This window comes from Rhodococcus wratislaviensis (genome assembly GCF_900455735.1).
In the GTDB taxonomy this organism is placed as follows: Bacteria; Actinomycetota; Actinomycetes; order Mycobacteriales; family Mycobacteriaceae; genus Rhodococcus_F; species Rhodococcus_F wratislaviensis.
On sequence record NZ_UAUI01000021.1, the window covers coordinates 58,203 to 81,575 of the forward strand.

12 protein-coding genes are annotated in these 23,373 nt (G+C 68.7%); 4 read left to right on the top strand and 8 right to left on the bottom strand.

Annotated features, from left to right (window positions below):
- Positions 1 to 41 precede the first annotated feature (41 nt).
- Positions 42 to 551, top strand: coding sequence for a nitroreductase/quinone reductase family protein (locus DTA22_RS22230; protein WP_112300916.1), 510 nt, complete (start codon positions 42 to 44; stop codon positions 549 to 551).
- 8 nt (positions 552 to 559) lie between these two features.
- On the opposite strand, the gene DTA22_RS22235 is transcribed toward DTA22_RS22230, so the two are convergent.
- Entirely contained in the window at positions 560 to 1,834 is a 1,275-nt protein-coding gene (locus tag DTA22_RS22235) for an HNH endonuclease (protein WP_112300917.1), read from the bottom strand.
- A gap of 183 nt (positions 1,835 to 2,017) precedes the next feature.
- Here DTA22_RS22235 and DTA22_RS22240 point away from each other — a divergent pair, with 183 nt between their 5' ends.
- Positions 2,018 to 2,641, top strand: coding sequence for a CatB-related O-acetyltransferase (locus DTA22_RS22240; protein WP_174233849.1), 624 nt, complete (start codon positions 2,018 to 2,020; stop codon positions 2,639 to 2,641).
- A 1-nt stretch (position 2,642) separates the two neighbouring features.
- On the opposite strand, the gene DTA22_RS22245 is transcribed toward DTA22_RS22240, so the two are convergent.
- Entirely contained in the window at positions 2,643 to 2,909 is a 267-nt protein-coding gene (locus tag DTA22_RS22245) for a hypothetical protein (protein WP_112300919.1), read from the bottom strand.
- A gap of 254 nt (positions 2,910 to 3,163) precedes the next feature.
- Between DTA22_RS22245 and DTA22_RS22250 the strand changes: the two genes are divergently transcribed.
- A complete protein-coding gene (locus DTA22_RS22250) occupies positions 3,164 to 4,078 on the top strand; it encodes an AurF N-oxygenase family protein (protein WP_112300981.1) in 915 nt (304 codons plus the stop codon).
- 69 nt (positions 4,079 to 4,147) lie between these two features.
- On the opposite strand, the gene fgd is transcribed toward DTA22_RS22250, so the two are convergent.
- Complete coding sequence (gene fgd, locus DTA22_RS22255) at positions 4,148 to 5,155, bottom strand: glucose-6-phosphate dehydrogenase (coenzyme-F420) (protein ID WP_054247883.1); 1,008 nt, start codon at positions 5,153 to 5,155, stop codon at positions 4,148 to 4,150.
- Positions 5,156 to 5,210: 55 nt separating this feature from the next.
- Complete coding sequence (locus DTA22_RS22260; RefSeq protein ID WP_037240845.1) at positions 5,211 to 5,552, bottom strand: YidH family protein; 342 nt, start codon at positions 5,550 to 5,552, stop codon at positions 5,211 to 5,213.
- 92 nt (positions 5,553 to 5,644) lie between these two features.
- Between DTA22_RS22260 and DTA22_RS22265 the strand changes: the two genes are divergently transcribed.
- Entirely contained in the window at positions 5,645 to 6,604 is a 960-nt protein-coding gene (locus tag DTA22_RS22265; protein WP_112300920.1) for an alpha/beta hydrolase, read from the top strand.
- Here DTA22_RS22265 and DTA22_RS36335 read toward each other — a convergent pair.
- From DTA22_RS36335 to DTA22_RS22280, 4 genes are read right to left on the bottom strand one after another with little or no spacing between them, the layout of a single operon-like run.
- Complete coding sequence (locus tag DTA22_RS36335) at positions 6,560 to 10,858, bottom strand: amino acid adenylation domain-containing protein (RefSeq protein ID WP_255309513.1); 4,299 nt, start codon at positions 10,856 to 10,858, stop codon at positions 6,560 to 6,562. The two genes, DTA22_RS22265 and DTA22_RS36335, sit on opposite strands and share 45 nt — an antisense overlap.
- Entirely contained in the window at positions 10,855 to 18,096 is a 7,242-nt protein-coding gene (locus DTA22_RS22270) for a non-ribosomal peptide synthetase (protein ID WP_174233844.1), read from the bottom strand. The genes DTA22_RS36335 and DTA22_RS22270 overlap by 4 nt, the downstream gene beginning before the upstream one ends.
- Positions 18,083 to 18,943 carry a 3-hydroxyacyl-CoA dehydrogenase family protein gene (locus DTA22_RS22275; RefSeq protein WP_112300921.1) on the bottom strand — a complete coding sequence of 287 codons (861 nt, stop codon included), beginning with the start codon at positions 18,941 to 18,943 and terminating at the stop codon, positions 18,083 to 18,085. Before DTA22_RS22275 ends, DTA22_RS22270 begins: the two co-directional genes overlap by 14 nt.
- Complete coding sequence (locus tag DTA22_RS22280; protein WP_112300982.1) at positions 18,940 to 23,370, bottom strand: condensation domain-containing protein; 4,431 nt, start codon at positions 23,368 to 23,370, stop codon at positions 18,940 to 18,942. Before DTA22_RS22280 ends, DTA22_RS22275 begins: the two co-directional genes overlap by 4 nt.
- Between the last annotated feature and the right edge of the window lie 3 nt (positions 23,371 to 23,373).

Sequence of the window (23,373 nt, forward strand, 5' to 3'; positions counted from 1 at the left end):
TCGGCGATTGACACCGCACCCGCCGGGCGGTCAGATGACCTATGGCCGAATCACCCTTCCCTGATGTCCGGTGGGGCAGCGAGAACAGCTTCCTCCGCGAGCCCGCCGCGAAATTTGCCGCCACTCGACCTGGATCGTGGGTGATCCGGAATCTCGCCGGAGTCGACCGCCGGCTCCTCCAGAAGAGCAGGGGACGCTTCACGATCCTCGGTCCGATCGCCGCACCGGTTGTCCTGCTGACGACGACGGGTCGGAAGTCGGGAGCGCCGCGGACGAGCCCGCTCCTGTACTACCGCGAGGGAGAGCAGATCTTCGTCGTGGGCAGCAACTTCGGGCAGGATCACCACCCGGCGTGGTCGGGGAACCTCCTCGCCGAGCCGAATGCGAAGGTCACGATCGGCGGGAAGGACATCCCCGTCACCGCGACCCTCCTCACCGAACCGGAGCGGACGCGGATCTATCGCGAATTCGACGAGATGGTGCGCGTCTACGGCGTCTACGAGCACCGAACGAACCGCACGATGCGGGTATTCGCTCTCACCGCCGCGTGACCCGACCGTCATGCCGCGCCCGGGAGCGGCGGCGCGGCCGAGCGGTAGTGGTGCCCGGTCGGGGTGCCCAGGTCGATGAGGTGGGTGCCGCCGGGGTTGTGTACCGGTCGGGCGGTCCATCCGTCGCCTTCCTTCGCGTAGTTGCACGCCTCGCACAGCCCGGACCCGTTGTCCACCGTCGTGGCACCGGATTCTCGGCGGGAGCGAATGTGGTCGTGATGCCGGATCGGCGCATCACACCACGGCGTACGACACGTCCGGTCCCGCAGATCGATCAGCGTCCTCAGGCTCTTCGGGAACGTGCGCGACGGCGATTCCATCGCCGTCAACGCACCCGACTGCGGGCACGAATACACCCGACGCAACGACGTCGCCACGTCACCATCAAGGGCGTCCGCCACCAGTCGCCGGGCGATCCCCGCCGGCACCGGCCCGAACCCCTGCAGCTGCGCGGCCTCGTGCCCACCGGCCAGCAGTGTCTCGTCCGAGAGCACGAGGTTCACCGCCACCGGCACACCCGACGCCACTGACGCTCCGGTGCCGCGCTCGAACAACAGGTCCACCATCAGCTGACTGCGGGTGCGACCTCCACTGTTCCCGGTGGCGATCAGGCTGTCCGCATCCCGGCCGAGCGTGGCCTGCAGGCACACCGCCTGCTCGACCGGCATCAGCACGCTCAGATACGCCATCGAATCCGGCGCCGGACGGGTCGTCACCCGACGCTCGGACACAGCCTTCCGATGCCGCCGCATCACGGCCGCGGCGTCGAGTTCGACCGCCAACGCTTTCGCCTGCGCGATCAGCCCGCGGTCGCCGACCCCGTCGAGAGTGGCCGGGTCCGAGCACAACCGGCGGTCCACGTTTCCCCGATCCTGCGCCGATAGGCACGCCGTTTCGCGCACCAACAGGGTGGCGCGCCTTTCGTTCAACCGGCCCGACCGCAACAGGGCCAGGGTGTGGGGCATCTCGTGCACCAGGGCCTGCGCGAAATCGAGATGCCGACCGCCACGATTCGGGGATTCTCTGCGCGCCAACGCAATCTGCGACGCAATCCCGCGGCCCCAGTCCGCCCGCGGCAGCCCTCGAGCCCTGCGGTCCGCACGAATATTCGTCGCGACGCCGTCGGTGATCACCGCCTGCACCGCACACCCGACCGACTTCAACGACTCGATCGCATCGAGCCACTCGATCCCCAACCCGGCGTCCCCACCCGTCTCGACGCATCGCAGCCGTGCCGCGAACGCACGCAACTCGTCCAGATCCGGCGCAATCACATCCCCCACGACCAACCTCCCCCAAGGTTCGAATACACGTTCGACTCTAGCAACAGCCCCTGAACAATGGCAATAGTCGGCCCTCGTAAAGCGCGTGCAGCGCAGCGCCGTACGGCGCTATACAAGAGATCGCGCACACCTGCGCCCGAGGGAATGGAGACATAATTGCCCACGAATGCCGCACCGGATCCGATGACCCTGCACCCTGTTTCGGGTCAGCCTCGAGTTGTCCTGCTCAAACCGCTGATCGAGAACCCGCTGATCGAGGTCGGGGAGTACAGCTACTACGACGATCCCGAGTTCGCGGACGAGTTCGAAACGCGCAATGTTCTGCACCATTACGGGCCGGACCGGCTGATCATCGGGAAGTTCTGCGCATTCGCGACCGGGACGACGTTCATCATGAACGGCGCGAATCATCGGATGAGCGGAGTGTCGACCTTCCCGTTTCCGATCATGGGAGGGTCGTGGGCCCAGCATTCCGATCTGCTCGCCGATCTACCGTCGCGCGGCGACACCGTCGTCGGCAGCGACGTGTGGATCGGAGGCAACGCGACGATCATGCCCGGGGTGCGTATCGGGCACGGCGCGATCGTGTCGACCGGTTCGGTGGTGACGCGGGACGTGCCGGACTATGCCGTCGTGGGCGGGAATCCGGCCGTCCACCTCAAATACCGCTACTCGGAATCCGAGATCGCCGCGCTGGTGCGGATCGCGTGGTGGGACTGGCCGATTTCGGTCGTCACCGAACATGTGCGGACCATCGCCGCAGGTACTGTCGAGCAACTCCAGGATGTCGCCGACGGACTCGGCTGAATCAGCCGAGCGCCGCCTGCGGTGCGTCGGTGTCGAGGTCGAGTTCGCCGTCGTCGGCGAACACGAGGCGTCCGTCGTCGAGAGCGACGGCCCAGCGGTGCACGGGCGCCCAATCACGTCCGAGGAGTCCCTCCGACTGGGACAGGTCCGCGAAATCCTCGATCACGACACCGGGTGCGGGAGCGTCGGAGTCGCGACGGACCCGAACGCGGGCGCCGACGACGACGTCGTGGCTGTGGGGCTGTGCGGCACTCTTCTGATCAGACATGGGTTCATTCCGCTTTCTGCAGGGTGATGCCAGGGCAAGGGCTCATCCGGGCCCGCTGCCGAGAACTCACTACAGACGATCGGCAAATTTTGAGCAAGCCTCGAGTCGGAGTTGTGGGGATCATCACCGAGGCCTTGACGCCCGAGGACCTACCTATTCTTTGTCCACTGTTTGTACACCAGAGGCATTGACGTCAAGGATCTTCTTCGACATGATTAGGTGTAACTGCTGGACACACTGACATGGAGGATTTCATGGCACGCTCGACGCTCGCTATCCGTAATCCGAAGATCACGGATCGCCAGGACACCGGCGCCCGGCTTCTCCAGTCCTCCGCACGCATGTCGTACGACCCGACCGTCGAGGTCGACTGGGACGCGCCCGTCCCCGACGACCTGTACGGCCTCACACCCGAGTGGTCCACGCTGTACGGCACGCCGATGTGGGACGAGATGACGTTCGAACAGCAGATCACGCTGACGAAGCACGAGGTGTCCTCGATCATGGGGACCGGAATCTGGTTCGAGATGATCCTCCAGCAGATGGTCATCCGGGACATGTACGCCACGGACGCGTCGCAGGCCCATTTCCAGTTCGCGCTGACCGAGGTGGCCGACGAGTGCAGGCATTCGGTGATGTTCGCGCGCACCGCCGAGAAGTTCGGGTGCCCCTCCTATGTTCCGCGCAAGTCGGTGGTGACGCTGGGTCGCGGGTTCAAGGCGCTCGCCTCGGGAGAGGTCGCGTACGCCGGCATTCTCGTCGCCGAGGAGATCCTCGACGTCATGCAGCGCGACTGGATGAAGGACACACGCGTCCAGCCGATCGTCCGCGTCACCAGCAAGATTCACGTGGTCGAAGAAGCGCGGCACATGCGCTTCGCCCGGGAGGAGTCGCTGCGACGGGCTCAGGGCATGAGCAAGGCACACCGTGCGGCGAGCCGCGCGTGCATCGCGATCGCGTCGAACCTGATCGTCTCCAGCATGATCAATCCCGCCGTCTACGCGGCAGCCGGGCTGGACACCGAACGCGCGTTGCGCGAGGCGAAGAACAACCGGTTCCGGGCCGAGAAGATCCGTGAGAGTTCGCAGCCGCTCATGCGGTTCCTGGACGATGCCGATCTGCTCGGCGGTCCGTCCCGCCATCTCTACAAGCGCGTGAACATGCTCTGAGGCGCTCCGCGCCCGTGAGTGGTTGACGAGTCACTGCACTCGCTAACCACGCACGGGCGGCGAAGCCGCCTATCCCCGCAACCGCGGCGCGAGATCCCGCTCGAAGAGTTCCAGGAACCGCTTCTGATCGTGGCCGGGAGCGTGGAACACCAGGTGGTTCAACCCCGCATCGAGATACGGGCGGATCTGCGCCACCGCCTCATCCGGATCCGACGCCACGATCCACCGCTTCGCCACCTGCTCGATCGGCAACGCATCGGCCGCCTTCTCCATCTCGATCGGATCGTCGATCGAGTGCTTCTGCTCCGGCGTCAACGACAACGGCGCCCAGAACCTCGTGTTCTCCAGCGCCAACTCCGGATCCGTGTCGTACGAAATCTTGATCTCGATCATCTTGTCGATCTCCGCCACATCACGGTCCGCCTTCTCCGCCCCCTCCGCGACGGCAGGCATCAACTTCTCCGTGTACAGCTCCATGCCCTTACCGGACGTGCAGATGAACCCGTCACCGCTACGACCGGCGTACCGGGCCACCACCGGACCACCGGCGGCGATGTACACCGGAATCCCTCCCTCGGGCACGTCGTAGATCGACGCCCCCTTCGTGGTGAAGTACTCCCCCTCGAAATCGACCCGGTCGCCGAGCCACAGTTCGCGCATCAACCGGACCGCCTCCCGCAGCCGCGCGAACCGCTCCTTGAACTCCGGCCATTCCCCCGCGAAGCCTGTCGCGATCTCGTTGAGCGCCTCTCCGGTGCCCACCCCGAGCATGATCCGCCCCGGATACAGACACCCCATCGTCGCGAACGCCTGCGCCACCACCGCCGGGTTGTATCGGAACGTCGGCGTCATCACCGATGTCCCCAACTGCAACCGCTCCGTCCGCTCCCCGACCGCCGTCATCCACGCCAACGAGAACGGCGCATGACCACCCTCGTGCCGCCACGGCTGGAAATGATCCGACACCGTCGCCGAATCCATACCGTGTGCCTCCGCCAGAACACCCAGCTCCACCAACTCCCGCGGACCGAACTGCTCCGCGGACGCCTTGTAACCGAGCTTGAGTTCGTGGGCCACCGTGTACTCCTTCGTCTTCACGTCCGGTTCGCGAGATGCAAACCTCTTCTGCAGGTTAGAGCGCGGCCACCAGGCTGGCGAGCGCCGCTCCCAGTGCCACCACCGTCAGTGTCACCGCGAACAGCCACAACTCGTGGGGCGGCGGCATCGGTGATCCGTCGCGCAGGGCCTTCTCGACCTGCGACCACCGCCGCATGCCGACGAGGGCCGCGGCTGCGGCGAGACCGATCAGGATCAGGCCGAGGGTAGTCCGCACCCACCCGGTGCTGAATTCGGGGACCAGGTGGATCATCGCGATGCCACCGGCCAGAAGTGCGAGCGAACTTCGCATCCAGGCGAGGAACGTCCGCTCGCTTGCGAGGGTGAAACGCTCGTCGGGCCGGTCGTTGTCGGTCACCGAATCATCTTTACACCGGTTCGCTGGAACCGCACCAAGCAGGTACCCCGCAGTCCTAGATTGGAAGGGCAGGCCACAGCCAGGGGGCGTCCATGCGACCGTTCGAAGCTCTGCGATCCGCGTTCTCTCTGCGTGTAGTGGCGGTGATGCTGCTGGTCGTATCCGGGTGGGCGGTGCTCGGTCCGCCGGCGGCGTCGGCGGAGCCCCGCATCACCAGGGTGGACGTGTATTCGGAGTCGATGGGCCGGTGGGTGGCCAACGACGTCATCTCTCCCGCATCGGGCGCTCCGGCGCCCACCTTCTACCTGCTCACCGGGATCGGCGGCGGGTCGGACGGGATCTCCTGGTTCAACAACACCGGTGTGCGGGACTTCTTCGCCGACAAGCACGTCAACGTGGTAATGCCGATCGGCGGCCAGTACAGCATGTACACCGACTGGGATGCCGACGATCCGGTCCTCGGCCGGAACAAGTGGCAGACGTACCTGACGAGCGAACTCCCCGCAGCCATCGACGGCCGGTTCGCGACCACCGGGGCGAACGCGATCGGCGGGGTGTCGATGGCGGGCGGCGCGGTACTCGATCTCGCCATTCAGGCTCCGGGTTTCTATCGTGCCGTCGGCTCGTACAGCGGGTGTGCCGCGACGAGTGGGCTGCTAGGCCAGGCGATGGTGCGGTCGATGGTGGAACTGCGGGGCGGCGGCAATGCGGCCAACATGTGGGGCTCTGCCGTGGACCCGCGGTGGCGGGTGCACGACCCGATGCTGAATGCCGAACGTCTGCGCGGCACAGAAGTGTTCGTCTCGAGCGGCAACGGACTTCCCGGCAGCATCGACAACCACGACCCCGTGCTGGTGGTGCCCCAGACGATCGGCGGCAGCGTCGTCGAGATGGTGACCAACGCGTGTGCGGCCGCGTTCCAGTCGCGGCTGCACTCGCTGGGGATTCCCGCCACGTTCACGTATCTCTCGCAGGGCACGCATTCGTGGGGGCTGTTCGAGACCGAGTTACGGGAGTCCTGGCCCGTCATCGGCGGTGCGATCGGGGCGTGACGCCAGAGCCCCCTCCAGGATCGGCCCGATGACCGCGAGGGCTTCCGGTGTGGTCATCCGCAGGTGGTCACACTCCACCTTGTGCTCGACGATCACGCCGGTGACCGCGGGCTGCCAGACGCTCGGCGACGGCCGTTCGCCTTCCTCGCCGGCGGCGGACTGCCCGGCGCTGAAGAACAACAGGTCGCCGTCGAACACCCGCGGCCTGTATCCGGTGGAGATCAGCTTCGAGTTCTCCAGGCCGGTGCTGATGCGCCCGAGGAGGGTCGACGCGAACGCGGGGTCGCGCCCGAAGGACCGTCCGAGCATCTCGACCAATTGCTCGCGGTACGACGTGCCGGTGTCGCCCTCGCCCTCGAACTCGACACCCAGCCCGTGCAGCCACTCCTCGGCGTTCACCTCGAGGTCACCGAAGTTTTCGCCCTCCGCGACGTAGCTGTCCATCATCGCGAGGGTGCCGACCTCGGCGCCGGACTCACGGAGTTCGACGGCTATGGCCTGGGCGATGACACCGCCGAGGGACCAGCCCAGCAGGTGGTAGGGACCCTGGGGCTGCACCGCACGCATCTCGACGACGTACCGGTGGGCGAGTTGCGCCATCGACTCGAACGTCGTTCCGCCGCTGAGGATCGGCAGTTGCAGTCCGTACACCGGACGGTCGGGCGAGACGTACTTCATCAGTCCGGCGTATCCCAGCGCGAGTCCGCCTGCCGGGTGCACGCAGAACAGCGCGGGTTGTGCGCCGGACGCCCGGAACGGCACGACGACGTTCAGCACGTCGTCGGCCGGCATGCTTCCGAGCACCGACGGGTCGACGATGCGGCGAGCCAGGCCCTCCGGGGTGGGGTTGCGGAAGATCCACTGCAGGACGACGTCGGTGCCGAGCCGGTCGCGGAGCGCGGACGCCACCCGGGTCGCGACGAGAGAGTTCCCGCCCAGCTCGAAGAAGTCGTCGTCGGCCCCGACGCGGTCGATTCCCAGGATGTCGGCGAAGACTTCCGCCACCGCCTCCTCGATTGCGGTGGCGGGCGCCCGGAACTCTCGTGGCGCGAGAATCGGTGCGGGTAGCGCTCGCCGGTCCAGCTTGCCGGTGCGGCCGACGGGCAGCCGGTCGAGCACCACCAGCTGGGCGGGCACCATGTAGGGCGCGAGGTGGGATCCGGCGTACCGGAGTACCTCGGCGGTGTCGATGCTCGCACCGGCTTCGGCCGTCACGTATCCCACCAGCCGGTCGCCGGTGCCGCTGTGCACGGTGACCGCCGCGCGGCCGACGCCGTCGCAGCGGGCCAGCACCGACTCGATCTCGCCGAGTTCCACCCGCTGGCCACGGATCTTCACCTGGAAGTCGTTGCGTCCCACATACTCCAACCTGCCGATCTCACTCCACCGGACGAGGTCGCCGGTCCGGTACATGCGGGAGCCGGGTTCGCCGAACGGGTTCGCCACGAAGGACGCCGCCGTCAGCGCCGACCGCCGGTGGTAGCCGCGCGCCAGGCCCGGCCCGGCGACGTACAGTTCCCCGATCACGCCCACCGGAACGGGCTGCAACCACGCGTTCACCACGATCACGTCGACGCCCCGCCCCGGGCCTCCGACGTTCACCGGTTCGTCGGGCGAGAGCACCTCGCTGACCGTGGTCTGCACCGTCGCCTCGGTGGGTCCGTATCCGTTGAAAACGAATCGTCCCGGGGTCCAGCGGTCGGCCAGTTCGGGTGGGAACCGCTCGCCCGCGACGGCGAGAATCCGCAGGGACGGAACGTCCTCGGGGCGGAGGGTGTCCAGGATCGTGGGTGTGAAGAATGCGTGCGAGACGTGTTCGCTGGTGAGGAGTTCGGCCAGTTCCCGCCCCCCGAGGACCGTCGGTGGCACGACGACCAGTGTCGCGCCGACGGCGAACGCCATCAGCAGTTCGAACAACGACGCGTCGAAGCTCGGTGACGCCAGGTGCGACACCCGCGCACCGTGCATGGATGCGAACCGTTCCCGTTCCTCGACTGCGAGATTCGCGAGTCCGCCGTGCGTGAGCACGACCCCCTTCGGTGTTCCCGTCGATCCCGACGTATAGAGCAGGAACGCGGCGTGGTCGACTCTCAGCGGACGCAGCCGGTCGGCGTCGGTCACCGCGTCGCCGGAGTATTCGCTCGCCACCGCGGGATCGTCGAGCAACAACCACGGGACCACCCCCGGTAGCCGGTCACGGTGCGCCGTCACCGTCAACCCGAGCACCGCACCCGAATCCTCGAGCATGCCGCCGGTGCGCGCGGGCGGCAGGGCGGGATCGACCGGCACGTACGCCGCCCCCGATTTCGCGACCGCCCACACCGACAGCACCCATTCGATCGATCGCGGCACGCCGATCGCGACGAAGGCGTCCGGGCCGGCACCCCGACGGATCAGCGCCCTGGCCAGTCGGTTCGACCGCTCGTCGAGTTCCCGGTACGACACGGTGACGCCTTCGCACGACACTGCGGTCGCCCCCGGTGCGAGCGCGGCGCCCGCGGTGAGGACGTCCGGGAGTGTGCGCTCCGCGGCCGCGGGAAAGCCGCGCATGGGCACGAGTTCGTCCCGTTCGAGGGCGTCGAGGATCTCGAGGTCGCCGACCCTGATCGACGGGTCGGTGACGGCGGTGTCGAGCATCCGGACGAACCGGTCGGCCAGGCCTGCGACGGTTTCGGCGTCGAAAAGGTCGGTGGCGTAGGTGAAACCGGCCGTGATGCCTGCCGGTGTTCCGTCGTCCGTGTACTCCTCGGACAACGTCAGCTGCAGGTCGAACCTGGCGATCGTCGCACCGAGATCGATACCGCCCACCTCGACGCCGGGCAGCGAGAGGTCGGGGCGCTCCACGTTCTGGAACTCGAGCAGCACCTGGAACAGCGGTGAATGTGCCGTCGAGCGGGGCGGATCCAGCGCTTCCACGACCTTCTCGAATGGCACCTCCGCGTGGGCGTACGCACCGAGATCGACGTCGCGCACCTGCTCGAGCAGTTCGGAGAACCGGCTCGCGTCGGCGACGACGGTCCGCAGCACCACGGTGTTGACGAACATCCCGACGACGTCGTCGAGGGCGGCCTCGCCGCGACCGGCGACCGGGGTGCCGACGGCGATGTCCTCGGTACCGGACATCCTCGCGAGGAATGCGGCCAGGGCGGCGTGCGCGACCATGAACACGGTCGACTGGTGCGTGGACGCCGTCGCCAGCAGCCGGCGGTGCAGACCGGCGTCGATCTCGAATCCGACCCTGCTCCCGTCGGGCGTGCGTTGCATCGACCGCGGGCGGTCGGCGGGCAGGTCCAGGGCGGCGGGCAGACCGGCCAGCGTGGTGCGCCAGTAGTCCAGTTGCTGCGACACCATCGACTGCGGATCGTCTTCCGACCCGAGGAGTTGGCGCTGCCAGAGCGTGAAATCGGCGTACTGGACCGTCGGCGGGCGCCACTCCGGGGCGTGCCCCGCCGCCCGCGCGGTGTATGCCACCATCATGTCGCGCGCGAGCGGGACCATCGACACGCCGTCCGCGACGATGTGGTGGACCACCACCAGCAGCACGCGGTCGGTGTCGGAGGTCTCGAACACGGCTGCCCGCACCGGGATCTGCGCTGTGACGTCGAACCCCTCCGCGACCGCCTCCGACAGCCGTTCCCGCAACTCCGCTTCGCTCGACACGGACGTGACGGGCAGGTCCGGCACCGAATCAGCGACCGAGAGGATCACCTGCACCGGTTCTTCGCCGGCCATCGGGAATCGGGTGCGGAGCGATTCGTGGCGCTCCACCACATCGGACACCGCAGCCCGCAGCGCACCGAGGTCGAGTGCGCCGGTGAGCCGGAACGCCATGGCGATGTTGTAGGCGGGCGACGAGGTGTCGAACTGGTTGAGGAACCACATGCGGGTCTGGGCGAGGGACAGGGGAATACGCTCGGGGCGCGGCGCTGCCCGCAACTCCGGCCGATGCGTCAGCACACCCGCTTTCGCCGCGCGCTCGGCGAAAGCCGTCACGGTCGGTGCCTCGAACAGGGCGTGCACGCCGACGTCGACGCCGAGAGCGGCATCGACCCGTGCGACGACCCGGGTGGCCGACAGCGAGTCTCCGCCCAACCGGAAGAAGTCGTCGTCGGCACCGACGCGATCGACACCGAGGACGTCGCCGTACACCTCGGCGACGACGGCCTCGAACGGGGTTGCCGGAGCCCGGAATCGGCGCACCGGAGCGTCCGGTGCGGGGAGTGCGGCACGATCCACCTTCCCACTCGCCGTCACCGGCAACTCCCCCAACACCACCACCACCGACGGCACCACACCCCCGGCAACACCGACCCCGCAAACTCCACCACCACACCCGGATCCACCCGCACCCCCACCTCCGGCACCACATACCCCACCAACCGACCACCCTCACCCACCACCACCACAGCCGCCCCCACCCCCGGACACGACACCAACACCGACTCCACCTCCCCCAACTCCACCCGCTGACCCCGCACCTTCACCTGAAAATCAGCACGCCCCACAAACACCAACGACCCCAACCCATCCCACCGCACCAAATCCCCCGTCCGATACAACCGCGACCCCACCACCCCAAACGGATTCGCCACAAACGACCCCGCCGTCAACCCCGCCCGCCCCAGATACCCCCGCGCCAACCCCGCACCCCCCACATACAACTCCCCCACCACACCCACCGGCACCGGACGCAACCACCCATCCAGCACCACCACCTCCACACCCACCGCCGGACCACCCACCGTCACCACACCCCCCGCCACCAACGCATCACTGACCGTCGCCTGCACCGTCACCTCCGTCGGCCCATACGCATCGAAAAACTCCCGCCCCGGCGCCCACCGCGCCACCAACTCCGGCCCACACACCTCCCCCGCCACCACCAACACCCGCACCGACCCCAAACCCCCCGACTCCACCGTCGCCAACACCGACGGCGTCACAAAACAATGCGTCACCCCCTCCACCGACAACCACTCCCCCAACGCCGCACCCCCGAACACCCCCGGCGGCGCCACCACCAACCGCGCCCCCACCGAAAACGCCATCAACCACTCGTACACCGACGCATCAAAACTCGGCGACGCCACATGCGACACCACACACCCCGACCACAACCCGAACCGAACCCGCACCTCCTCAACCAAATTCGCCAACCCCCCATGCGTCACCACCACCCCCTTCGGACGCCCCGTCGACCCCGACGTATACATCACATACGCCGCATCCCCCACCACCAACCGCCGCACCCGATCCCCATCCGACACCCCCGCACCCGACACCCCCTCCACCACCACCACATCATCAACCCGCAACCACTCCACCACCGACGGCAACACCACCCCCGACACCGACAACCCCACCACCGCACCCGAATCCACCAACAACTCCCGCACCCGCACCACCGGCAACCCCGGATCCACCGGCACAAACGCCGCCCCCGACTTCACCACCGCCCACACCGCCACCAACAACTCCACCGACCGCGGCACCGCCACCCCCACCACCAACCCCGGACCCACACCCCGCCCGATCAACACCCGCGCCCACCGATTCGACCACTCATCCAACTCCCCATACGACAACTCCACACCCCCACACGAGACCGCCACACCACCCCGATTCGCCGCAACACCCCCCGCCACAATCTCCGGCAACAACCGCACCCCCACACCCACCCCACCCCGCACCGGCACCAACAACCCACGCTCCACCACACCCAACACATCCACACCAGCCAACGGCGTATCCGGTGCCGCGACCGCGGCGTCGAGCACCCGGGTCACCCGGCCTGCGATCGCGTCGACGGTGGCCCGGTCTACCAGGTCGGGTCGGTAGTGAAACGTCATGCGCAGCTGCGTGTCCACCGAGAAGGCGACGCTCAGCGGATAATGCGTGGCGTCGACGCCACGCACGTCGACCACCCGGATCCCGGCGAGGTCGGTGTCCTCGGTCAGGCCTCCCCGATCGATCGGGTACGACTCGAAGACGGTCGCCGTGTCGAAACCGATGTCGGGGCCGGCTGCTCGCTGGATGTCGGCGAGCCCGAGGTGATGGTGGTCGAGGAGGGCTGCCTGTTCCGCTTGTGTCCGGTCGAGCAGCCGGCCCAGCGTTTCCCGGGGGTTCAGAGTGATGCGGGTGGGCACGGTGTTGACGAACAACCCGATCATCGATTCGACACCGGACAGGTGCGGCGACCGGCCGGACACGGTGCTCCCGAACGTCACGTCGTGGCGGGAGGTTGCTGCGCCGAGCACGATGCCCCACGCCACCTGCGTCACCGTGTTCAGTGTCGTGTCGCGGGTGCGCGCGAGCGTCGTGAGGTCGGCGGTCAGTTCCTCGGACACGGTGAACCGGGCACTCTCGGGAGGAGCCGACAGCGGCCGTCCCTGTGCGTCGGGCACGAGCAGCGTCGGACCGTCGACGCCGGCGAGCGCGGTCGCCCACGCCGCTCGCGAGTCCGCCGGGTCTCGGCGATGCAGCCACGACAGGAAGTCTCGGTAGGGCCGGGGGCGTGGCAGCGCCGACACGTCCTCGTCTCCGGCCACATAGAGCGCGAGCAGCTCGCGGATCGCCGGCGGCATCGACCATCCGTCGAGAAGGGTGTGATGATTGGTCCACACGAGCCGCGATTCGCGGCTGCCGGTCGTCACGAGCAGGAACCGCACCAGAGGGGCCCGGGACGTGTCGAACGGCTCGGCGCGGTCGGCGGTGAGGACCCGGTCCAGTTCGGCGGTGCGCACGGCCTCGGGTAGATCCGTGAGGTCGATCTCGCGGAACGGTACGTCGACCGCCGCGGGAACCACCTGGACGAATGTTCCGTCTCGGGTGGGAACGAACGCCACCCGCAGATTCGCGTGCCTCTCCAGCAATGCCTCTGCGGCGCGGCGCATCCGGTCCGGGTCGACGGCGCCTTTCAGGTGCAGTTCCACCTGCACCGTGTATGCGTCGATCGACGGTTTCGCCAGCAGCGCGTGGAACAGCAACCCGGCCTGCAATGGTGCGGGCGGCCACACGTCGGTGAGCGCGCCGAAGCGCCGCTCCCATGTGTCGAGGTCGCTCTGGGTGACGTCGACGAGGGGAACGTCCGACGGTGTGAGTCCGCCTGCGTCCCCACTGCGAGCGTGGGACACCAAGGCGAACAACGTTTCCCGCCATCGCGCTGCCAGCCGCTCCACGTCGGCGTGCGCGAGCAGGGTGTCCGGGAAACCGAACCCGACCCGGAGTCGTCCACCGATCACGATCGCGTTGACCTCGATGGCGGCAGACGCCGGCATGTCGCGGTCCGGGACGTACCGCAGGTCGCCGAACCCGTCGGCGGGACTCCAGCCGACCGCGGAGTTGCCGTCCGCCGAATCCGGCACCTGACCGAGATAGTTGAAGCTGATCTGCCCCGGTTCCGTTCTCGGCAGGCTGCCTGCGGTGTCCGCGTTCAGGTACCGGAGCAGACCGTAGCCGATGCCCATGTCGGGCACTGCCCTGAGTTGTTCTTTCACGCGTTTCACGGCGCTGCCCATGTCGTGGCCGCCGGCCAGTGCGTTGTCGAGGTCGATGCCCCGGAGATCGACGCGGACGGGGAAGACCGTCGTGAACCAGCCGACGGTGCGGGACAGGTCGGCACCGGGCACCACCTGCTGCTCCCGGCCGTGGCCTTCCAACCGGATCAGAGTCGACGTTCCCGGTATTCCCCGCTCCGCTCGCCACCTCGACGACGCCACCACCAGCGCCGTCAGCAGGACGTCGAGGACGCCCCCGTGATACAGCTCCGGCAGGCGTGTGAGCAGAGCGGACGTGTCGTCGCGGGACGTCTCGACACTCACGTCCTGCAGCGCGGTCGCGAGGTCCAGCCCCGGATCGAGGGGGCGGTCGGTGATCGGAGGATCCGGTCCTTCGACGACGTCTTGCCACCACAGCAGCTCTGCGGCTCGCTCGCTGCGGGCAGCTTCCTCGGCCAGCGCGTGCGCCCAGCGGCGCATCGACGTCGCCGGTTCCGGGAGGTCCGGCGCGGCCCCCGTGCTGATCTGGGACCAGGCAGTTGCGAAGTCGGGCAGCAGAATCCGCCACGACACCCCGTCGACCGCGAGGTGGTGGGCCACCACGATCAATCGGCCTGCCCGGGCCGGGGGTGTGGCGGCAGGCTCCGGGTCGAGCCACACGAACTGGACGACCACCCCGTCGGACGGCCGCAATCTGTTCACGGCCGCTTGGTGCTCGGCGGCGATCAGGTCTGCCACCGTGCCGGGATCGGTCGCCGGGTCGAAGGCGATCCGCCGGACCAATGCGTCGGTGTCGATCTCTGTCGCGGCACGAGTCTCCATCTGCCACTGCCCGTTCGCGCCCTGATAGAGCCGCGACCGCAGCATGTCGTGTCGTGCGAGCACCGCGGTGATGGTCTCGAGGAGCCGGTCCGAGTCGATGCCGCCCGGGAGGTCGAGCAGCACGCTCTGGCTGAACCGCTCGAAGTGTCCGCCGCGCTCGATCAGGTACCGGACCACCGGCGTGGGCGGGAACGTGCCGATTCCGCCGCCCGCGAGTTCGGCGAGCGCAACCGTGGTCTCACCATCCGTGATCTCCGACTCCGCGGCCAGCGCGGCCACCGTCCGGTGCTCGAACACCTGCTGTGGCGTGAACACGAGACCTCGTGCCTTGGCACGGGATACGAGCCGGATCGACAGAATGCTGTCGCCGCCCAGCGCGAAGAACGACTCGTCCAAGCCGACCTGGTCGACGCCGAGCACTTCGGCGAACACCGACGCCAGCGTTTCTTCCGTCGCTGTCCGCGGCGCGCGGTGTGGTCCGCGCGCCACGTCCGGTGCGGGGAGTGCGGCACGATCCACCTTCCCACTCGCCGTCACCGGCAACTCCCCCAACACCACCACCACCGACGGCACCACACCCCCCGGCAACACCGACCCCGCAAACTCCACCACCACACCCGGATCCACCCGCACCCCCACCTCCGGCACCACATACCCCACCAACCGACCACCCTCACCCACCACCACCACAGCCGCCCCCACCCCCGGACACGACACCAACACCGACTCCACCTCCCCCAACTCCACCCGCTGACCCCGCACCTTCACCTGAAAATCAGCACGCCCCACAAACACCAACGACCCCAACCCATCCCACCGCACCAAATCCCCCGTCCGATACAACCGCGACCCCACCACCCCAAACGGATTCGCCACAAACGACCCCGCCGTCAACCCCGCCCGCCCCAGATACCCCCGCGCCAACCCCGCACCCCCCACATACAACTCCCCCACCACACCCACCGGCACCGGACGCAACCACCCATCCAGCACCACCACCTCCACACCCACCGCCGGACCACCCACCGTCACCACACCCCCCGCCACCAACGCATCACTGACCGTCGCCTGCACCGTCACCTCCGTCGGCCCATACGCATCGAAAAACTCCCGCCCCGGCGCCCACCGCGCCACCAACTCCGGCCCACACACCTCCCCCGCCACCACCAACACCCGCACCGACCCCAAACCCCCCGACTCCACCGTCGCCAACACCGACGGCGTCACAAAACAATGCGTCACCCCCTCCACCGACAACCACTCCCCCAACGCCGCACCCCCGAACACCCCCGGCGGCGCCACCACCAACCGCGCCCCCACCGAAAACGCCATCAACCACTCGTACACCGACGCATCAAAACTCGGCGACGCCACATGCGACACCACACACCCCGACCACAACCCGAACCGAACCCGCACCTCCTCAACCAAATTCGCCAACCCCCCATGCGTCACCACCACCCCCTTCGGACGCCCCGTCGACCCCGACGTATACATCACATACGCCGCATCCCCCACCACCAACCGCCGCACCCGATCCCCATCCGACACCCCCGCACCCGACACCCCCTCCACCACCACCACATCATCAACCCGCAACCACTCCACCACCGACGGCAACACCACCCCCGACACCGACAACCCCACCACCGCACCCGAATCCACCAACAACTCCCGCACCCGCACCACCGGCAACCCCGGATCCACCGGCACAAACGCCGCCCCCGACTTCACCACCGCCCACACCGCCACCAACAACTCCACCGACCGCGGCACCGCCACCCCCACCACCAACCCCGGACCCACACCCCGCCCGATCAACACCCGCGCCCACCGATTCGACCACTCATCCAACTCCCCATACGACAACTCCACACCCCCACACGAGACCGCCACACCACCCCGATTCGCCGCAACACCCCCCGCCACAATCTCCGGCAACAACCGCACCCCCACACCCACCCCACCCCGCACCGGCACCAACAACCCACGCTCCACCACACCCAACACATCCACACCAGCCAACGGCGTATCCGGTGCCGCGACCGCGGCGTCGAGAATGTGGGCGAGGCGCTGGGCGTCGCCGGGGCCGTGCACGTCGACGGTCCAGGAACCGTCTCGGTCGTCGACTTCCACGAACACCCCGCCGCCGGTGGAGTCCCACCGCTTCACGACGGCGACGGCACCCTCACCGATGCGCTCGACGCCGAGGTGTTCGCGCATTCCGCCTGCCACCGGCCACGATTCCACCGGACCATCTGCGGACGCGAGGAACCGGTGTCTCCGGGATCTCCGGAGTTGCAATCCCACGTTCCGTGTCAGCGCGTCGAACGTGAGTTGCGGTGCGAGGGACAGCCTCACGGGCGTGGTGGACCCGTGCGACCGGTGCCCGACCAGCACGTCCTCGACGCCGGTGCGGCTGTGCCGGTACACCGCCAGCGCCGCGAGCAGGACGGCGGCGGAACCACCACCACTGCGGCGCGCGAGCCGCACGAGCGCGCCGTCGGCGGGAATGGTGAACGGGCCGGGATTCCCCTCTTCGGAAGCCGGACCGGGCGGGGTCTCATGGCGCGGCGCTCCGGCGAGCAGGTGCTCCCAGTAGCGGCGATCGTCCGCCCAGGAGTCGCTCTCGCGGTATCGCGCATCGGAGGTCAGCGGGACGGAGGGCGGCACGAACGGCCGGGACTCCGGCGGCGAGGTGGGAGCGGCTTCCCCCGTCTCGTAGGCCTCGGCGGTGCGGCGGACGATCGCCGTCATGCCCGGTTCGTCGTTCACCAGGCGGTGGTAGCGCTGGAACCACCCGTATCGGCCATGCGGAAGCCGGAACAGGACGTGCACGTACAGCGGTCCGGTTCCGGGGTCCATCGCCCGGTTCAGCTCGTGGTCGATCCACGTCGTCACGAGCCGGCCGGGATCGTCGGACGCGGCGGCGTCGAGGACGTCCGGGCCGGTCACCGCGGCGCCGGCGACCTGTGCGGGTTCCGGGCCGTCGAGCACGAAAGTGGTGTGCAGGCCGTGGCATTCGGCCAGCGTCTGCTGCAGTACCCGGCAGAACCGGTCTTCGTCGAGCGGCCCTTCGAGTTCGAGATACTGTCCGAAGGAGGCATCGGGCAGGTCGGCGCGGAGCACCGCGAGCTGATCGTAGGTGAGGGGCAGCACCTCACCGGTACTCATGGAATCCTCGCCCGGTCTTACGTCCGAGATGACCGGCCTCGACCAGGGCGACGAGCGACTCGGGCGGGCGGTAGTGGTCGTCGCCGGTCAACTCGCGCAACGCGGTCATCGTGTCGTGGACGTTGTCCAGGCCGATCAGGTCCGCGGTCCGCAGTGGTCCCATCGGGTGGCCGAGGCAGCCTTCGAACAACGCGTCGGTGGTGTCCGCGTCGGCGATACCGTCGCCGAGCGCGGTTGCCGCCTCGGCGATACACAGCATGAGGACACGGTTCAGCAGGAATCCGGGACCGTCGCCGACGACGATGCCGGTCTTGTTCAGTGAGTCGAGGAGCGCCAGCGCACGGTCCAGCGACTGCGGCGACGTCCGCGGCCCCCGCACCACCTCGACGGTGTCCTTGAGCGGCGCGGGGTTCATGAAATGCAGTCCGACCACCTGCTCCGGTCTCGTCGTACTGTCCGCGAGACGGTCGACGGGGATGCCGGAGGTGCACGACGCGAGTAGCGCGGCGGGTGCGCACACACGGTCCAGTTCGGCGAAGACCTTCTCCTTGAGATCGATTCGCTCGGGGACGCATTCGATGACGACGGCGGCGTCCCGCAGATCGGTCATCTGCCCGGTCCAGTGCACCCGCGCGGCGACCTCGGCGGGTTTCGGACCACCGGCCCGGCCGAGGAGTATCGCGAGCCGCAGCGAGTCGCGCATCCGAGACCGGGCCCGCTCGACAGCCTGTGGGTCGGGGTCGACGACGATCACGTCGTGGCCGGCCTGCGCGAGACATTCGGCCACCCCGGCGCCCATGGTCCCCGCCCCCACCACACCGACGCTCATCGCACTGCCTTCACTCATCGCGCCGCCTCCGTCGAAAAGCCTGTGTCGTCCTGATGCACGTACTCCATCGCCACCTCCTGGGTGGGCAGGTCGGGATGAGCCTCGAGTCCGGCGAGCAGCCGCTGGAGGTCGGTGAGCATCGCGGTAGCCGTGCTCCGGTCGAAGAGGTCGGTGGCGTAGTCGAGTTCGAGGGTGTGTCCCGTGGGACCGCGGGTCCACGACAGTCCGAGTTCGGCGGGCGACGGGCCGGCCCGATCGTCACCGCCGTCGCGCTCCCCGTCGCAGCGCACCGGGAAGTGCTGCACCGCCGAGTCGGCCGCGCGAGGGTCCGCGGACAGCTCCCCGCGTACGGTCTCCACCAGCTCCGGGTAGGTGGGTTCTCCGGACAGGTCCACGGCGACGAGTCGCGGCGGTGTCCCCGGCCCCGCGACGGTGCCCACCGCCACCTCGTCCTGCGCCGTGTACCAGGCGAGGAGCGTGAGCCAGGCGGCGAGCAGTTCCGGGTGATCCGGCTGCCCGTCGAGCGTCGCCGTCACCCGTGCGGTCGAGTAGCTCGGCGGTTCCGCGCCGGTCGAGGGCTGCCGGGGCCGGTCGGCCGGGACCAGGGGCGGTGCCACCAGTCGCGCCGTCGGCGTTGGGGCCGCGTCGGTCAGGAACACGGAAATGGATTGTGTGCGAGGCGCTTCCGCGACCCCTTCGAGGATGCGGACGTACTCGGCGCACAGCGCGGCGGCAGTCCGCTCGGTGAACAGTTCCGTGCTGAACTCGAGCCCCGCCGCCATGCCGTCCTCGCCGCCCCGCTCCGTGGTGACGAGGGTGAGATCGAACTTGGCCGTGCCGGACGGCACCCCGCCGAACGCGATGGCCGCGGGGTCCTCCTGGTCGAACAGCGTCTCCGTGAGCCCTTGCTGCGACTGCAGCGCCGGCAGTTCCTGGTGGACGTGGCAGACGTCGAACAGGGGTGTCCGGCTCAGGTCCCGGTCGCCGGTGAGTGCGGTGACGACGCGGTCGAACGGGATCTCCTGGTGCTCGAGGGCGCCCAGCACGACATCACGCACGCGGGCGCACAGCTCGGTGATGCTCGGGTTCCCGGACAGGTCGGCGCGCAGTGCCACCGTGCTGTTGAAGTACCCGATCATTCCGGACAGTTCCGGCCGGTTACGCCCGGTCGTCGGTGTCCCGACCACGAGGTCGCGCTGGCGGCTGCGGCTCGCCATGAGGAGGTAGAACGCGGAGAGCAGCACCACGAACAGCGACACGGACTCCCTCCGCGCCACGGCCCGCAGGCTCCGTGTCAGGTCCTCGGAGACGGTGAACGTGTGGAACGCGCCGGTGAAGTTCTTCCGTTCCGGGCGCGGGTGGTCGGTGGGCAGCCGGAGCACCGGCACATCCTCCAGAACGGTTCTCCAGTATTCGAGTTCGGAGTCGAGCGCGGCACTCGCGATCAGTTCCCGCTGCCACAGGGCGTAGTCCCAGTACTCGACGGGGAGCGGGGCGAGGTCGGCGCGGCGACCGGCTCGGCGTGCCGCGTACAGGGCGGGCAGTTCCTGTTCGAAGATCCTCGGCGAACCCCCGTCGTTGACGGAATGGTGGGTGGTGACCTGCAGGACGTGCTCGTCGGTGCCGATCCTGATGAGCAGTGCCCGCACAAGCGGGTCGGTGGCCAGGTCGAACGGTGCCACGGCGGCCTCGTGGACGAGGGCCCGGGCCGCGGCCACCGGATCCGGTTCGCCCGACACGTCGGCGGTGCGGAAGAAGTCGCCGAGGGATTCGCGGATCCGCAGTTCCGGCTCCCCGTCGACCTCGACGTAGTTGGACAGCAGCACCCGATGCCGCGCGGCGAGGTCGTCCCACATTCCCCGGACGGCGGATTCGTCGATCGGCCCGTGCAATTCGCTGACCATCGGGAGGTTGTAGATGGTCGTGACGGCGTCGAGTTGATGATGGAACCACATGCGTACCTGACCGAACGACATCACGTGCCGCCCCCGCGGCACGATCGGGGGTAGCCCACCGGACGCGGACGTGCCGTCCGCGAGGAGTGCGGCGAAGTCTGCGACCTTCGGCCGCTCGTAGAGGTCGATGAGTTTGGGCCGGACCCCGTACCGGTCGGACACCCGGTCGACGAGTTGCATGCCGATGAGCGAGTTTCCGCCGAGGTCGAAATAGTCGTCGTCGGCGCCGACGTCCCTCTCGCTGTGGAGCAACTCGCGCAGTGTCGTCTGCAACCAGTCGAGGCTGTCTTCCGGCGCGGCCGTCACCGCTCGGGTGCTCGGTTCCGCCGAGGGATTGTCCGGCGCGTCGGCCCAGTCGGGTTGGCCCGGGAGGTCGAACCAGCACCGCGAGCCGCGCATCGGGTGGCCGGGAAGTCGCACTCGCCAGGCGGAGTCGTCACCACGGTCGACGGCCGCCCAGTCGAGGTCGATTCCCCGCTCGTACAGCCCGGCGAGGAGGTGTGTGACCGCGTCGGACGTGTCCGGCGCGCGGAGTATTTCGGCGTCCGGCGTGTCGCGGAGAGCGTCGGCGAGCAGCGCGCCGAGGCGTCCCTCCGGGCTCGGCTCCACGAAGACGACGGGGCCGTCCGCGAGCATTCCCTTCGCGACGGCGACGAGCCGGTCGGTGTCGATCGAGGGGTCCACGGCCACGGCGGCGATGTCTGCAGCCTCCACCGCCGACATCGTGTCCCGCAGATACCGGGCCGCGTACCGGGACACGCCACCGCTGAGGACGGCGTCGACGGTGACTCCCGCTGCCCGGAGTTCGCGGTGGACGGCGATCTGGCCGGCGAGGAGGTCCGCCTCGGCGCCGGTGGCGGGAAGCTCCGACGGCAGGGTGCGGCCGCGCAGTGCGGGCGGCATCCGATCGGGCGACAGCAGCAACGCCACGGCGGGGCGTTGCCGGGTGAGCGGTGCGGACTCCTCGCGGCGGGCGTGGAGTTCGGCGGCGCACGCAGCGAGCGACTGCGCGAGTTCGGCAATGCTGCGTGCGTGCACCGCCACCCGGTGGTCGTGGTGCGGGCGGCCGCGGTTGAGGGTGAAGACCACATCGTCGAGGTCGTGCCCGCGGATGGCAGTCGCCAGTTCGGCACACAGCGTCGCGAGGGCGCCCACGCTCTTCGCCGACACCCCGACCAATCGAGTCGTAGTGCCGGCGCGGGATCCGACGGCACGCTCCGGCGGTTGTTCCACCACGCAGTGTGCGTTGATGCCGCCTAGGCTGAACGAACTCACCCCCGCCCGCCGGGGTCCGGTCTCGTCGCTCCACGTCCGGGCCTCGGTGACCACCTCGATTCCGTTGTCCGCGAGGTCGACTCCACCGGTGGGTCGTTCGAAGTGCAGCGACGGGTACAACTCGCCGTGCTCGACGGCCAGGATCGCCTTCACGAGGCCGGACACCCCGGCGGCGTGGTCGAGGTGACCGATGTTGGTCTTCACCGAACCGATCGGCAGTACGCCGGGACGGCCCCGGAACGCGGTCGTGATCCCTTCGAGTTCGACCGCGTCGCCCAGTGGGGTTCCCGATCCGTGGGCCTCGAGGTACCCGGCATCGTCCGGGGTGAGGCCCGCCTTCTGCCAGGCCCGGGAGATGACGGCCACCTGCGCCCGGGCGCTCGGGGAGCTGATCGTCGCGGACGAATGCCCGCTGGACACCGTTGCGGTGCCACGGATCACGGCGTGGACCGGGACGCGATCGGCGCGGGCGCGGGCCATCGTGGTGAGGAGGAGCGCCGCCCCGCCCTCCCCGACCGCGGTGCCGTCCGCGTCCGCGTCGAACGCGCGGCAGCGCCCGCCGGGTGACATCAGTTCCGCGGATCCTTCGGCCATGTCCGCGCGGAGGCCGTTCACCCGGAGACTGACTCCGCCCGCGAGGGCGAAGTCGGCGTCACCCGACCGCAGCTCCCGGCAGGCGTGGTGCACCGCGATGAGCGACCCGTTGCACCCCGAATCGACGGCATAGCAGGGTCCGGTGAGGCCGAGCTGGTACGCGATCCGGGCCGGTACGGCGAACGGAACGTTGCCCAGGGTGCTCAGCACTCCCGGTTCCGCCCACATCGCCGGATACGTCGAGGTGGCGGCGCTGAACACCACTGCCGTCGCGCTGTCGCGGAACTCCGCCACCGAGTAGCCGGCGTCCTCGACCGCCTGATACGCGAGGACGAGTGCCAGACGCTGCTGCGGGTCGATCAGCGACGCTTCCCGTTTCGACAGGGTGAAGAAGGCGTAGTCGAACGTGGAGATGTCCTCGACGAAACCCATCGCGTGGTAGTGGGAGGGAGGCCCCAGCCCGGTCTCCTTCGCCCGTGACCGCGACAGCGGACGTACCGAATCCCGGCCCGCCGCGAGGTTGGCGCGGAACTCCGCCAGGTCCGCGGCCTCGGGGTAGCGCGCGGCGATGCCGACCACGGCGATGTCGTCGTCGCCCGGCGTGGGATGTCGCATGGTAATGCC

Bases quoted from the DNA above. Each gene is read 5' to 3' on its own strand.
- DTA22_RS22250 (WP_112300981.1), top strand. From the start codon at position 3,164: ATGGCACGCTCGACGCTCGCTATCCGTAATCCGAAGATCACGGATCGC.
- DTA22_RS22265 (WP_112300920.1), top strand. From the start codon at position 5,645: ATGCGACCGTTCGAAGCTCTGCGATCCGCGTTCTCTCTGCGTGTAGTG.
- DTA22_RS22275 (WP_112300921.1), bottom strand. From the start codon at position 18,943: ATGAGTGAAGGCAGTGCGATGAGCGTCGGTGTGGTGGGGGCGGGGACC.
- DTA22_RS22270 (WP_174233844.1), bottom strand. From the start codon at position 18,096: ATGAGTACCGGTGAGGTGCTGCCCCTCACCTACGATCAGCTCGCGGTG.
- DTA22_RS22230 (WP_112300916.1), top strand. From the start codon at position 42: ATGGCCGAATCACCCTTCCCTGATGTCCGGTGGGGCAGCGAGAACAGC.
- DTA22_RS22245 (WP_112300919.1), bottom strand. From the start codon at position 2,909: ATGTCTGATCAGAAGAGTGCCGCACAGCCCCACAGCCACGACGTCGTC.
- DTA22_RS22240 (WP_174233849.1), top strand. From the start codon at position 2,018: ATGACCCTGCACCCTGTTTCGGGTCAGCCTCGAGTTGTCCTGCTCAAA.